This window comes from Bradyrhizobium sp. AZCC 2262 (assembly GCF_036924535.1).
Taxonomy (GTDB): domain Bacteria; phylum Pseudomonadota; class Alphaproteobacteria; order Rhizobiales; family Xanthobacteraceae; genus Bradyrhizobium.
The window spans coordinates 2097722-2111671 of sequence record NZ_JAZHRT010000001.1 but is presented as its reverse complement, the minus strand read 5'-3'; the positions used below and the strand labels follow the sequence as shown (position 1 = coordinate 2111671).

Genomic DNA, 13950 nt, shown 5'->3' with positions numbered 1-13950 from the left:
GGAACCTTGGCGCGGCAAGAACAAGAAAGCGCCCGTGCTTGCGGCGCGACAGGGAGTGAACCATGGCAGCAGAAACAATCGGCTTTGTCGGCACGGGCCGCATGGGTGGACCGATGGCAAGACGCCTGCTCGACGCCGGCTATTCGCTGTGCATTTACGATTCGCAGAGCGAAGCGACCAAGGCGCTGGTTGCGCGCGGCGCACGGCTCGCGAAATCGCCCGCCGAAGTCGCGTCGAGCGCGGATATCGTGCTGGCCAGCCTGCCCACTCCCGATATCGTCAAGGCGGTCGCGCTTGGACCCGATGGAATCGTTGCCGGAAACCGCGCCACGGTGCTGATCGATTTATCCACCACCGGGCCCGGCGCCGCCAAATTGATTGCGAAGGGATTCGAAGCTCGGAACCTGACGCTGGTCGATGCGCCGGTCAGCGGCGGCATCAAGGGCGCGGTCAACGGCACGCTCGCGGTGATGGTGTCCTGCCCGAAGGCGACCTATGACAGGGTTGAACCGATCCTGAAACATTTTGGAAAGCTGTTTTACACCGGCGACAAACCCGGCACGGCACAGACGGCGAAACTCGCCAACAATCTGATGGCGGCCGCAGCGCTGGTGATCACCTCCGAAGCGGTGGCGATGGGCGTCAAGGGCGGCGTCAATGCCAAGGTGCTGATCGACATCATCAACGCCAGCAGCGGGCGCAACAGCGCTTCGGAAGATAAATTCCCCCGCGCCGTGCTTCCCGGCACCTTCGATTTCGGATTTACCACCGGCCTCTCCTACAAGGATGTGCGGCTCTGCGTCGACGAAGCCGAGGCGATGGGTGTTCCGATGGTCTGCGGTTCCGTGGTCCGGCAGATGCTTGCCATCACCAACGCCAAATATGGGGCCTCATCCGACTTCACCTCGATCGCGAAGGTGCTGGAGGAATGGGCCGGCGTGGAGATGCGCGGCTAGACCCGGGCCGCCGTCGCGCGAGGGGCGATTGCCATGACGATCGGATCAACTGCAGGCGAAGTTTCACTGGCGCGTGCGCTAGCGCGCGCTGCGCTTGCCGTCGATCCCGGTCGCTTCGATGCCGAAGTCGTCGCCAAGGCGAAAATCTGCCTGCTGGATTTTCTCTCCTGTGCCTTCGAGGCGCGCAACCACCCGTGGAGCCGCCAGGCGATCGGCATCGCGCGCGAGGTTGAAGGCGGCGCTACCGTCATCGGCACCCGCACCCTCGCCTCGCCGGGCGACGCGGCTTTCGCCAACGCCACCATGGGCCACGGCCTGGTGCGCGAAGACATGCACGCCGCCAGCATCTGTCACCATGGCGTGGTGATCTGGCCGACCCTGCTTGCTCTGTCGGAACGCGCACCGCTATCCGGTGCGACGTTCCTTGCAGCCGCGATCATCGGTTACGAGACCGGCGCACAGATCGGCCGCGCGCTCTTTACTGTCGACCTCGCCCGTCTCTACCGGCCAACCGGCCTTGTGGCGCCGCTGGGCGCCGCGTTGGCGGGAAGCTGCGCGCGCGGCCTTAGTGAAGATGCCGCAACCAGCGCGATGGCCATTGCCGCCAACACATCGTCCGGCCTGAACGAATGGCCACGCGCTGGCGGCTCCGAAATGTATTTCCATCCCGGTTTTGCCGCCCGCAATGCGATCGCCGCGATCGAACTGGCCGAGGCCGGCGCGCGCGCTTCGGAAACGATCCTTGAGGGCGAGGCCGGATTGTTCGCCGCCTTCCGCCGACAGGCTGCTCCACCTGAGATCCGTTTGTTCACCGGCCCGCATCCCGAGATCATGGCCGTCTACAACAAGCCGGCTCCCGCCTGCAATTTCGCGCAGACCGCGGCGCAGGCAGCCCTGCGCGCCGCGCGCGAACTCGGGACATTGGACGACATCGCCACCGTTTCGATCCGTGTCCCGGATGCGGCGGCCCGCTACCCCGGCTGCGATTCCAGGGGGCCATTTCACAATGCGTTGCAAGCCAAGATGAGCATTCCCTTCAGCGTCGCTGCTGTACTCGCGCGCGGTGCGCTCGAAGAAGACAACTACGCGCAAGTCGACGATATCCGGATTCTCCGCCTCGTCGAACGGACCGATCTGCAAAGCGCCGCTGATCTCACGGCTGCGTTCCCGGCCAACCAGGGCGCCGAGGTCCTTGTCGGCCTGCGCGACGGGAAGACCATCCATCAGCGTCTCGAGAATGTCGTTGCCGCGACGCCGGAGGAAATCCGTGCCCGGTTTCGGCAAGCTGCTTCCGATGTCATCGGCGACAAGCGCGCACGGCATCTGGAAGAACTCGTCGACGATTGCGCATCGCTTCCGGACAGCCGCGTCATCGCCGCCCGGTGCCGACTCGAGCCAACCGAACAGCGGCTGCGGCCAGCGTCATGATCGATAACGACAAACGAAAAATGGGGGGCACAATGTTCAAACCGGGGACGGCCGACGAGGCCATATCTATCGCCGGTCCGAGACATGGATACTCCCTCTCCGCGCGAGGTCTCCGGTGACCCAGGCGCTGGAAGGTTTCCTGCAAGCGTTGTCCGCCGGACTTTTGATCGGCGCGGTCTACGGCCTGATGTGCGTTGGACTCGGGCTGATCTTCGGCGTCATGCGCGTGATCAATTTCGCCCAGGGCGATTTCATGATGCTCGGCATGTACACGGCGTTCTATTTCTTCACCGCGCTCGGCGTGCAGGCCACTTTCGGCAACACTTTCGGGCCGTTCGTCGCAATCGTGCTGGCCGGCCCGGTGCTCGCTGTCTTCGGCTATTTCGTCCACCTCACCCTGATCTCGCGCGTATCAGGCACGCGCACCTCTTCGCTCGAGGGAGAGGGTCATTATGCCCAGCTCATTCTGACGCTTGGGATCGCGCTGATCCTGCAGAACGGCGGCTTGCTCGTATTCGGTTCGGTGCTGGCCTCGATCCGCACGCCGCTGTCGAGCTCGGCCTGGGAGCTTGGACCCCTGTTCAACGACATCAGCGTCTTCGTCAACAAGGCGCGCGGGATAGACGCGGTCGTTTCGCTGGTGACGATGCTGCTGCTGACGCTGTTGATCACGCGGTCACGGATCGGAAAGTCGCTGCGCGCCGCGGCCGACAACCCCACCGCGGCGACTTATATGGGTATTGACGTCGACCGCGCGCACCGAATTGCCTTCGCGCTCGGCACCGGTATCACCGCCATTGCCGGCGGCCTGCTCGCCACCAACTATCCATTTCACCCCTTTGTCGGCGTCGAATACGTCATCGTCATGTATGCCGGCGTCGTGCTCGGCGGCATGGGCAGCATTGTCGGTGCCTTCTGGGGCGGCATGACGATCGGCCTGGTCCAGCAGATGTCGACGCTGATCCTGCCGACGCAATTGCAGAACGCCGCGATCTTCGTCGTGTTTCTTCTGATCATCTTCTTCCGTCCGCAGGGCTTCTTCGGGCGCATGGTCGAGAGGACATGACCATGCGCGGATGGCGTTCGCTGCTGCCTATCATTGTTTTCACCGCCCTCTATGCGGTGGTGTCGCTGAGCGTGACCAATTCCTATTACCAGCTTGTGATGACGCTGGTTCCGGTCTGGGCGATATTCGGCCTGTCGTGGAACCTGCTCAGCGGATACACCGGATTGATCTCGTTCGGTCACGCCGCCTTCTTCGGCGTCGGCGCCTATGCCGTCGTGCTCGGCCAGATCCATTTCGATCTGTCGCCATGGATCATGATCCCGATCGCAGCCATCCTTGGCGGCATCGCCGGATTGCTGATCGGCTTTCCCACCTTCCGCCTGCAGGGTCACTACTTCGCGCTGGCGATGCTCGCCTATCCGCTCGCCATTCTCTATGTATTCGAATGGCTTGGCCTGCAGGAAGTTACGCTGCCAATCAAGCGCGACAATCCGATCGCCTATATGCAATTCGCCGATCACCGTCTCTACACGCTGCTGGCGCTGGCGCTGATGCTCGCCACGATCCTGCTGACGCGGGCAGTCGAACGGTCGCGCTTCGGCATGGCGCTGCTGGCGATCAAGCAGAACGAGGCCGCCGCGGAAGCCGCAGGGATCAACGCACTGGCCTGGAAGCTCCGGGCCGTCACTCTCAGCGGCGCCATCGCCGGAGCGGTTGGCGGATTTTACGCGGTCGTGCTGCTGGTGGTGACCCCGCAATCCGTATTCGGCATGCTGGTGTCGGCGCAGGCGCTGACGGTCGCCATGTTCGGCGGGGTCGGAACGGTCTGGGGGCCGGTGATCGGATCGGTGATCCTGATCCCGTTGGCCGAAACGCTCAACGCCGAAGCGGGCTCGCGCTTTCCCGGCATTCAGGGGGTGATCTACGGCCTCGCCATCATATGCGTCATCCTGCTCGCGCCCGAGGGCCTGTTCTGGAAAATACGCGACTTCATGCGCAAGCGAGCGGCGGCGCCGGTTACGGCGAGCCCGGGCAAATCGGACATCACGACCGCCGCCGCCTCCGCCGAACTCGTGCCACTGCGGCCCAAGCGGTCCGCCGGGACAGGCGATGTCGTCCTCGAGGTGCGTAACCTGTCGCGCTCCTTCGGCGGATTGAAAGCCGTTCAGAATGTCAGCTTCAAGCTGCGGCGAAACGAAATTCTCGGGATCATCGGCCCCAACGGTGCCGGCAAGACCACGCTGTTCAACCTGCTGAATGGATTCCTGCGGCCCGGCACGGGGCAAATCCTGCTCGACGGACGCGAGATGTCCGGCCGCAAGCCGCATGAGCTATGCGAGGCCGGCATCGGCCGCACCTTCCAGATCATGCGCCCGTTCCTGCGCATGTCGATCTCGGACAACGTCGTGGTCGGGGCATATGTCCGCGCCAAGACCGATGCCGAGGCAAGGCAACTGGCGACTGACGCGATTGCCCGCGTCGGCCTGTCCGAAATCGCCGACCGCATCGCCGGCGAACTCACGACCAAGGAATTGCGTCTGATGGAGCTCGCCCGCGCTCTGGCCGGACAGCCGCGCATCCTGTTGCTCGACGAGACGCTCGCAGGCCTCGGCCACGACGAAGCCAACGAGGTCGTAGCCGTAATTCAGCGGCTGGCCCGCGACGGCATGACGATCGCGATCATCGAACACACCATGCAGGCGATGGTCCGCCTGGTCGACAGCTTCCTGGTGCTCGACCACGGCGCCGTCATCGTCGAGGGCGAGCCGGAAGCGGTCACCCGCGACAGCCGCGTCATCGAGGCCTATCTCGGCAAGAAGTGGATGGCCCATGCTCCGCATTGAAGGGTTGACATCAGGCTATTCCGCGATCCCCGTTTTGAACGGCGTCTCGATCAAGGTCGAGGAAGGCCAGTTCGTCGCCATCGTCGGACCGAACGGCGCCGGCAAGACCACCCTTTTCAAGACGATCTCCGGCATCGTGCGTCCGAGCGCGGGGACGATCACCTTCGAAGACCACGACCTGCTGTCAATCCGGCCGGCGCAACGCGCGCATCTCGGCATCGCCCACGTCCCGGAGGGCCGTCAGGTGTTTGCTTCGCTGACGGTGATGGAAAACCTCGAAATGGGCGCGATGACCGAGGCCGGCCAGCGCGACTGGAAACACAACATCGAGCGCATCTTCGAATGGCTGCCCATCCTCGCCGAGCGCCGCGCGCAGTTCGCGGGCACGCTCTCGGGCGGACAGCAACAGATGCTGGCGATCGGCCGCGGCCTCGCCTCCTCGCCCAAACTCCTGATGCTGGACGAACCCTCGATGGGCCTCGCGCCCACGACCGCCGACTTCATCTTCGAACGGCTGATCGAAATCCGCCGGCAATCAAACCTGACAATCCTGCTGGTCGAACAGCGCGTGGCGGAGGCACTCGAATCCGCCGACCACGGCTACGTGCTCGAAGCCGGCCGCGTCGCACTCGAAGGCAACAACCAAACCTTGCGGGCGGACGATCGCATTCGCAAGGCCTATCTCGGCATGTAACCAACAAACAACACCATTGGGAGAACGAAAATGGGCCAGGATAACGCATCCGACAAGATCTCGAAGACGTCGCTGACGCGGAGAACCGTGCTCTCAGGTGCGGCCGCCATCGGCCTGTCGACAGTGGCGCGCGCGCAGCAGCCGGCCGAGGTCAAAGTCGGCCTGATCGTGCCGCTGTCGGGCATCTACACAAGACCGGGTCAGGTGATGCGCATGGGCGCCGAGATGGGCATCGAGCACATCAACGCGCAAGGCGGCATCAAATCGCTCGGCGGCGCGAAGATGAAGCTTGTCGTGATCGATTGCGGCGATACCACGGAAAAGGCCAAGAACGCAGCGCAGCGCATGGTCGCCCAGGAAACCGATCTGGTCGCGGCGACCGGATCCTACCTGAGTTCTTTCACGCTGGCGGTGACCGAGGTAACGGAACGCGCGCAACTGCCCGTGCTAACGCTGTCCTATTCGGACCTGCTGACCGACCGCGGCTTCCAGTTTATTTTCCAGACGGCCGCGCCCGCCAGCGTGCAATCCGAACTCGGCTTGCCCGAACTGATGAAGCTGGCACAAACCGCCTCCGGCAAACGGCCGAAGACCGTGGCGATGTTGATGGACAACACGGCGACCTCGGTCGCAACCGCCAAGGCGCTCAAGGAGAAACTCCTCGCGCAGGAGGGCCTTCAGCTCGTAGTCGAGGAAGTCTGGACACCGCCGCTCTCCGACGCCACCCCGCTGATCCAGAAAGTCAGGTCGGCGAGGCCGGACCTGCTGCTGTTCATGCCGAACGCGGTCTCCGACGCCAAGCTCGGCCTGGAGAAGATCAACGAATTCGGCCTCGGACAGGGCAAGATTCCGACCGTGTCCTTCAGCATCACCATTGCCGAGCCGGACATGCTGCAAAGCGTCACGCCGGAGGTCGTCCAGGGCATCATGACCATCGTCGCCAACTGGGGCTGCAAAGGACATGAGGACATCATCGCCGAACTGAAGGCCAAGTACAAAGAGCCCTGGGCGACGCAGAACGTCATCTCGACCTATGGCGACATGTGGCTGATGAAGGCCGCCCTCGAAAAGGCGGGCAAGGCCGACCGCCTCGCCGTCGCCGACGCGTTCCGCACCTTGGACGGCGGGCCTGCGAAATACTATCCCGGCGGCCAGCTGAAGTTCGACGAAAAGGGCCGGCGTGTCGGCGCCGGCGTCGTCATCGTGCAGTGGCAGAACGGCATACCGGTCACCGTTTTCCCGTCCGAGCTCGCTCAGTCGTCACCGTTCTGGCCGAAGAAGTCCTGATTGTACGTCGTCTCAAAAATTTCAGGGAGGAATAGTCATGACGAAAAATACCCGGGCCGCATTGACGCGGCGCAGCCTGCTTGCCGGCGCATCTGCCGGTCTGATCGCTACGCGCGCTTGGGCGCAACAGCCTTCCGAAGTGAAAGTCGGACTGCTGGTGCCGGTCTCCGGCCTCTATGCGCGCCCTGGCACCGTCATGCGCGAAGGCGCCGAGATGGCGATAGACCACATCAACGCGCAAGGCGGCATCAAGTCGCTCGGCGGCGCCAAGCTGAAGCTGGTCGTACTCGATTCCGGTGACACGACCGAAAAAGCCAAGAACGCCGCGCAACGCATGGTCGCCCAGGAGACCGATCTGGTGGCCGCGAGTGGCGCCTATCTAAGTTCATTCACGCTGGCAGTCACCGAAGTCACGGAGCGGGCCAACCTCCCGGTTCTCACCCTCTCCTACTCCGACCTGATTACCGATCGCGGCTTCAAATATGTGTTCCAGACCTCGGCAACGGCTGGCTCGCAGGCAAAGCAGGCCCTGCCCCAGATCGTGAAGCTGGCGGAAACGGCGTCAGGCAAGAAACCAAAGACGGTCGCGATTATCACCGACAACACCGCGGCATCGGTTTCCTCGGCAAAGGCGATGCGCGACGGCCTGCTCGCCGAAAACGGGCTGCAACTAATCGTCGATGAGACCTTTACCCCGCCGCTCGCCGACGCCACCTCGCTGGTCCAGAAAGTCCGCTCGGCGAGGCCTGACCTTCTGTTCTTCCTGCCGACCGTGATTTCCGATGCCAAGCTGCTGCTCGAGAAGATGAACGAGTTCGGCCTCGGACAAGGCAAGATTCCAACCATCTCGTTCGGCATCGCCATCGCCGAACCCGACATGCTGCAGACCGTAAGCCCGGAATTGCTGCAGGGCCTGCTCACCTGCGTCGCAAGCTGGGGCGCCAAGGGCCACGAGGCGCTGATCGCCGAACTCAAGACCCGCTACAAGGAGCCCTGGATGACGCAGAACGCGATCTCCACCTATGGCGACATGTGGGTGATCAAGGACGCGCTCGAGAAAGCCGGCAAGGCTGATCGCGTTGCGGTCGCCGACGCGCTGCGGTCCATGGATGCGGGTCCCTCGAAATATTACCCGCTCGGCGAAATCAAGTTCGACGAAAAGGGCCGCCGCGTCGGAGCCGGGATGACCATCGTGCAGTGGCAATCCGGCGTACCGGTCACGGTATTCCCGCCGCAACTGGCGCTTGCCCAACCGTTCTGGCCGAAAACCTAACTGAAGATTGGATAGCAATATGGACAAGGCGACATACGATCGAGGCCTCCAGATCCGCAAGAGCGTGCTGGGGAACGAGTTCGTCGACAAGGCGATCGCATCGGCCGACGACTTCAATCGTCCGATGCAGGACCTCACGACGGAATATTGCTGGGGCTACGTCTGGGGCCGCGACGGCCTTTCACACCAAACCCGCAGCTTTCTCAACCTCGCGATGCTGTGCGCGCTCAACCGGCCGCAGGAACTCAAAACTCACGTGCGGGGCGCACTGACCAACGGCGCCACGCGCGAGGAAATACGCGAGGTTTTCATGCAGGTCGCGATCTATTGCGGCGTGCCGGCCGGCGTGGACGCCTTCCGTAACGCCAAGGAAGTGTTTGCCGAACTGGACAAGAAATAGCCGGGGAGCCCAAAGCGATGTTGAACGGCAAATGGGCTCTCGTGACCGGGGCAACGGCGGGCCTGGGCCTGGCCGTGGCCGAAAGCCTTGCCGGCGCGGGAGCCAACATTGTCCTGCACGATCTGAACGAACCGGTGCAGACGCGAGATCGTCTTCACGCGCAATTCGGCATCGAGGTGGTCAGCGTTGCGGCCGACCTGTCGCAGCGCGCCGCCCTAGAAGCCATGATGGCCGGCCTGCTCGGCCGCATCGGTGCGGTCGACATATTGGTGAACAATGCGGTGGTCCGGCATTTTTCTTCGGTCGAAAACTTCCCCCCGGAACGATGGGACGAAGCGCTCGCCGTCAATCTGTCGGCTCCGTTCCACCTGATCCGTCTCGCATTGCCCGCGATGAAAGAGCGACGCTGGGGCCGCATCATCAACATGGCCTCAATCTATTCGACCCGCGCGGTAGCGGACCGCATCGATTACGTGACCACCAAGACCGCCATCGTCGGCATGACCCGTGCGGTCGCAATCGAAACCACGAAGAGCGGAATTACCTGCAACGCGCTGTGCCCGGGCACGCTGCCGACGCCGGCCATTCTGGGAAAAATCGCAGGGATCGCGGCCGGCGAAGATCGCAGCATCGACGAGGCCACAAGCGACTATCTGGCGACGCGTCAGCCGACCGGACGATTTGTCGCCATGGAAGGCGTCGGCGCGATGGCGGCCTTCCTGTGCAGCGGCCGCGCAGGATATCACGGGCGCAACGCTGCCGATCGATGGGGGCTGGTCCATCGCATGAGCGTTATCGGCCGCCCACCACTGGAGATACACAATGACTGAAGCATCGAACCGAAATGCCGTCGTGACCGGCGCCGCCGGTGGCATGGGCCGTGCCATTACGAAAGCGCTGGTCGAAAGCGGACGGCGGGTCGTGCTGGCCGACCGCGATCCGGCTTCGCTTCGTGAATTCGCCGCCGAAATGGGCGACAAGACGTTCCCGATCGAACTCGATATTACCGACGCCAAGGCCGTGGACCGCCTGCCCGACCTCATCCCCGACGCCTTCAAGCCGATCGACATCCTCGTCAACAATGCCGGTCACGACATCGGCGGCCGGACGCGCTTCGATGCCGGCGCGGCGGACGATTGGTCCGGGATCATACAGACCAATCTGATCGGGCTGATGCGGGTGACCCGTAGCCTTCTGCCCGACATGGTCAGACGTAACGCAGGCCACATCGTCAATATCAGCTCGATCAACGCCGTACGCATCGTCCCTGATATGGCGGCCTACAGCGCCAGCAAGGCGGGCGTGCACATGTTTACCGAAACGCTCCGGGGAGAGCTTACGGAAACCGCGATCCGGGTGACCGAGATGCAGCCCGGCCTGACCAGAACCAACATCATCCTCACCCGCTATCGCGGCGACCGGGAGAAGGAAAAGGACTATTTCGACCAGTTCAAGATGGCGCTCGATCCGGCCGATATTGCCCGGTCGATCGTCTTTGCGTTGGACCAGCCGCCGCATGTTCAGATTGCGGAGATGATGATTCTGCCCGTAAATCGCTATTGAACCAATGCCGATACCAAGGCGGTAGACAATGGACAAACGCGGTGAATTGCAATCCACGCTCCGGATCGAGGACGTTCCGACCGTCCGGTCGATGGTCGCCCAAAAGCTGCGTGAAGCGATCATGTCCGGGACCCTGAAGCCAGGCCAGCGCCTGATCGAACGCGAACTTTGCGAGATGACCGGCGTGAGCCGTCCGTCGATCCGCGAGGCGCTTCGGCTGCTGGAGGCCGACGGCCTGGTCAACACGGTCCCCCATCGCGGTCCCGTCGTCAGCACTATCAGTCTCGAGGAGGCAAAGCAGCTCTACGCAGCACGCGCCGTTCTCGAGGGATTTGCCGGACGCGAATGTGCACGCCTGCACGATCCCGCCGTCGTTCGCCGGATCGGTGACGCACTCGTCAAATTGAAAGCCGCATTCGCCGATGGCGACCTCATGACGGCCCTTGAGGCCAAGACGGAGTTCTACGCCGCGCTGATCGGCGGCTGTCAGAACGCCTTCATCGAACGAATGCTCAGGCCGCTGCACGACCGGATCACGCTGTTGCGAATTACCTCGATGTCGCAGCCGAAGCGCATCAACAAGAGCCTGCGCGAGGTGACCGCGATCTGGCGCGCAATTCAGAGCGGCGATCCTGATCTCGCCGAGCAATGCTGCGTCGATCATATCAAGGCGGCGGCGGTGGCCGCGCTCAGCATGATCGAGCAATCATCCGCGTCGAACGAAAAGGCGGCCGCGGATGAATGACCCAACGTTATTTCGATCAAGCCGTTTCAAAGGGCCATAAGGTCGATAGGAACTTGCCATGAAGTTTGTAAAGCGCGTTTTTCTGATGCTGTTGCTGTCGCCCGTACTGCCGGCATTCGCCCAGGAATTCCCGAGCCGGCCGATCACGATGGTCGTTCCCTTCTCGGCCGGCGGCCCAGGCGACGTAATTGCCCGCCTGCTCGGGACATCGATGAGTGCGACGCTGAAGCAGGCGATCGTCATAGAAAACATCGTCGGCGCCGGCGGCACCCTCGGTACCAATCGCGTCGCCAAAGCCGCGCCCGACGGCTACACCTTGCTGCTGATGCATGTCGGCCAGGCGACCGCACCCGCGCTCTATGCGAAGCTGCCGTTCGACCCCGTTGACGACTTTGCGCCCATTGGCCTCGTCACCGACGTGCCCATGATCCTGGTGGCGCGGGCGAACTTTCCAGCCAAGGACCTGAAGGAACTGGTCGCCCATGTCCGCACGCAGGGCGACAAGGTTACTTATGGCAATGTCGGCCTCGGCTCCGCGTCGCATCTGTGCGGGCTGATGTTCATGAGCGCCATCGAAGCCAAGCTCACGCCGATCTACTACAAGGGTGGCGGCCCCGCACTGAACGATATCATCGCCGGTCACATCGACGTCTATTGCGATCCCGCCACCGGGCCGACGCCCTATATTCAGGCCGGCACCATCCCGGGTTACGCCATCACCAGCAAAAAACGGGTACCGACCTTGCCGAACGTGCCGACTTCGGCGGAAGCCGGAGTGCCGAAGTTTGACGTCACGACCTGGTACGGGCTGTACGCACCACGCGATACGCCGAAGCCGATCGTGGACGCGCTCGTCGACGCCCTGCAAAAAGCGCTGAAGGACCCTCCCTTGGTCAACCGCTTCGCCGAACTCAGCATGGCTCCCGTCGAGCAGGAACGCGCGACGCCAACGGCGCTCGAAGCCCTCCTCAAGAGTGAAATCGACCGATGGGGTCGGATCATCAAGGATGCCGGCATTACTGCGCAATAAAGCGGACCCGCTCGCAGCACCGCATCGCCGTGGTGAACGCTTCGATCATCACGGCTTCGCGCGATTCGAAATAGGCGTAGAAGCCGCCATGCGTGAGACCCGCGCGCTTCATCACATCGGACACGCTGATGAGCCTGCTCAAGTTGGGGCGTCTCTATATTCTCTTTGATCTCCCGGTGCGCACATCGTGCCCACGCCCCTTCTAACCAATTGAAAAACTTGAACTCTCGGTCCAGTCCATCATGGGGAAGTTTGAGCTAGGTCCAGCCAACCGCAGCTCTGCACACCTCCTGCTTGACCAGGTTCCTTGTGCCCGCAGGCGTAGATGCGGCGGGATAACCGCATGAAGAGGTGGAGTAGTCCTATCCGCTCGAGCTTAACCAGTCACGCTGTGCGCAGCTCTCGTGACGGGCATCTTGGCTTTTTGCCGAGCGATTTTTTTGCGTTCGATTTGCGCAGCGAGCGGATGGCTGGCACGGTTGTTGCTAACTCCAGCGTTGTCGAATCCGGAAAAGCGCTTGGCCTATCGCGCGACGATATCCGGGCCAAGAATGGCAAGGAGGGATACATGAACGGACTTGGCGGCCTCAACAAATCGCCCGAAGGCATTGTCATCGGACTGGTTCAGCTGCAGTTGCCCGTGGTGGTGACCAAGGCCGACCTGGCGCGTCAGACCGAGCGTATCGTTTACATGGTCGGCAAGGCGCGGAGAAACCTCGGCACCATGGACCTCGTTGTGTTTCCGGAATATTCCCTGCAAGGCCTGTCGATGGATACCAATCCTGAAATCATGTGCAGGCTCGACGGCCCGGAAGTGGCGGCATTCAGCAAGGCCTGTATTGACAACAAGATCTGGGGTTGTTTCTCCATCATGGAGTTCAACCCGGGTGGCAATCCCTATAATTCCGGCCTGATCATCGACGACCACGGCGAGATCAAGCTGTACTATCGAAAGCTCCATCCGTGGATTCCGGTTGAGCCATGGGAGCCCGGTGACATCGGCATCCCCGTGATCGAAGGCCCAAAGGGCGCCAAGATCGCGCTGATCGTCTGTCGTGACGGCATGTTCCCGGAGATGGCGCGTGAGTGTGCTTACAAGGGCGCGGAGATCATGATCCGCACCGCCGGCTACACCGCGCCGATACGCGAAAGCTGGCGCTTCACCAATCAGGCCAATGCTTTTCAGAATCTGATGGTCACGGCCAATGTCTGCATGTGCGGATCGGATGGCTCATTCGATTCCATGGGCGAAGGTATGATCGTGAATTTCGACGGCAGCATCATTGCCCATGGCACGACAGGACGTGCCGACGAGATCATCACCGCCGAGGTCCGTCCTGATCTCGTGCGCGAAGCACGGATTCACTGGGGCGTCGAAAACAACATCTATCAACTCTGGCACCGCGGTTACGTTGCAGTGAAGGGCGGCGCGATGGATTGCCCCTATACCTTCATGCAGGACATGGTGGCCGGCACATTCCGCTTGCCGTGGGAAGACCAGGTCAAGGTGACTGACGGCACATCGTGTGGCTTTCCAGTGCCCACGCGATTGTTCGGACCAAAGAGCGCCAAGGCAGCCGAGTGACCCAGGCCCGCCTTCCGCCTGAGCCCACTCGCGTGAATGAAGGATCGTGGCACCGGCGTTCAAACGATTAGCCCCCGCATCGTTTTCGATGCCAGGTTGCGGGCGATCCGCCGCCGATTTTCCTCCAACCCGGGCTTAG

At 62.5% G+C, this 13950-nt stretch carries 13 protein-coding genes and 1 pseudogene; 13 read left to right on the top strand and 1 reads right to left on the bottom strand.

Annotation, left to right across the window (positions count from 1 at the left end; genetic code table 11):
• The first annotated feature begins 62 nt into the window (after window positions 1–62).
• From V1283_RS09965 to V1283_RS09910, 12 genes are all read left to right on the top strand, one after another.
• Complete coding sequence (locus V1283_RS09965; RefSeq protein ID WP_334386277.1) at window positions 63–956, top strand: NAD(P)-dependent oxidoreductase; 894 nt, start codon at window positions 63–65, stop codon at window positions 954–956.
• Window positions 957–989: 33 nt separating this feature from the next.
• On the top strand, window positions 990–2384 hold the full coding sequence (locus V1283_RS09960; RefSeq protein WP_334386275.1) for an MmgE/PrpD family protein: 1395 nt from the start codon (window positions 990–992) through the stop codon (window positions 2382–2384).
• 115 nt (window positions 2385–2499) lie between these two features.
• Window positions 2500–3450, top strand: coding sequence for a branched-chain amino acid ABC transporter permease (locus tag V1283_RS09955; protein WP_334386273.1), 951 nt, complete (start codon window positions 2500–2502; stop codon window positions 3448–3450).
• The gene (locus tag V1283_RS09950) at window positions 3447–5234 is read left to right on the top strand and encodes a branched-chain amino acid ABC transporter ATP-binding protein/permease (RefSeq protein ID WP_334386271.1); all 1788 of its coding nucleotides are present in this window, start codon (window positions 3447–3449) and stop codon (window positions 5232–5234) included. Before V1283_RS09955 ends, V1283_RS09950 begins: the two co-directional genes overlap by 4 nt.
• Window positions 5221–5928 carry an ABC transporter ATP-binding protein gene (locus V1283_RS09945; RefSeq protein ID WP_334386270.1) on the top strand — a complete coding sequence of 236 codons (708 nt, stop codon included), beginning with the start codon at window positions 5221–5223 and terminating at the stop codon, window positions 5926–5928. Before V1283_RS09950 ends, V1283_RS09945 begins: the two co-directional genes overlap by 14 nt.
• Before the next feature lie 30 nt (window positions 5929–5958).
• The gene (locus V1283_RS09940; protein WP_334386268.1) at window positions 5959–7215 is read left to right on the top strand and encodes an ABC transporter substrate-binding protein; all 1257 of its coding nucleotides are present in this window, start codon (window positions 5959–5961) and stop codon (window positions 7213–7215) included.
• A gap of 37 nt (window positions 7216–7252) precedes the next feature.
• Complete coding sequence (locus tag V1283_RS09935; protein ID WP_334386267.1) at window positions 7253–8488, top strand: ABC transporter substrate-binding protein; 1236 nt, start codon at window positions 7253–7255, stop codon at window positions 8486–8488.
• A 19-nt stretch (window positions 8489–8507) separates the two neighbouring features.
• A complete protein-coding gene (locus tag V1283_RS09930; RefSeq protein ID WP_334386266.1) occupies window positions 8508–8888 on the top strand; it encodes a carboxymuconolactone decarboxylase family protein in 381 nt (126 codons plus the stop codon).
• A 17-nt stretch (window positions 8889–8905) separates the two neighbouring features.
• Window positions 8906–9718, top strand: a complete 813-nt coding sequence (locus tag V1283_RS09925; protein ID WP_334386264.1) for an SDR family NAD(P)-dependent oxidoreductase — start codon at window positions 8906–8908, stop codon at window positions 9716–9718.
• Entirely contained in the window at window positions 9711–10451 is a 741-nt protein-coding gene (locus V1283_RS09920; RefSeq protein ID WP_334386262.1) for an SDR family oxidoreductase, read from the top strand. The genes V1283_RS09925 and V1283_RS09920 overlap by 8 nt, the downstream gene beginning before the upstream one ends.
• Window positions 10452–10479: 28 nt before the next feature.
• A complete protein-coding gene (locus tag V1283_RS09915; RefSeq protein ID WP_334386261.1) occupies window positions 10480–11196 on the top strand; it encodes a GntR family transcriptional regulator in 717 nt (238 codons plus the stop codon).
• Window positions 11197–11254: 58 nt separating this feature from the next.
• Complete coding sequence (locus V1283_RS09910; RefSeq protein ID WP_334386260.1) at window positions 11255–12226, top strand: tripartite tricarboxylate transporter substrate-binding protein; 972 nt, start codon at window positions 11255–11257, stop codon at window positions 12224–12226.
• A gap of 22 nt (window positions 12227–12248) precedes the next feature.
• Here V1283_RS09910 and V1283_RS09905 read toward each other — a convergent pair.
• Window positions 12249–12356 (bottom strand): annotated as a pseudogene (locus V1283_RS09905) (TetR family transcriptional regulator); the annotation flags it as partial.
• A 438-nt stretch (window positions 12357–12794) separates the two neighbouring features.
• Here V1283_RS09905 and V1283_RS09900 point away from each other — a divergent pair.
• Entirely contained in the window at window positions 12795–13811 is a 1017-nt protein-coding gene (locus tag V1283_RS09900; RefSeq protein WP_334386259.1) for a formamidase, read from the top strand.
• The last annotated feature ends 139 nt before the right edge of the window (window positions 13812–13950 follow it).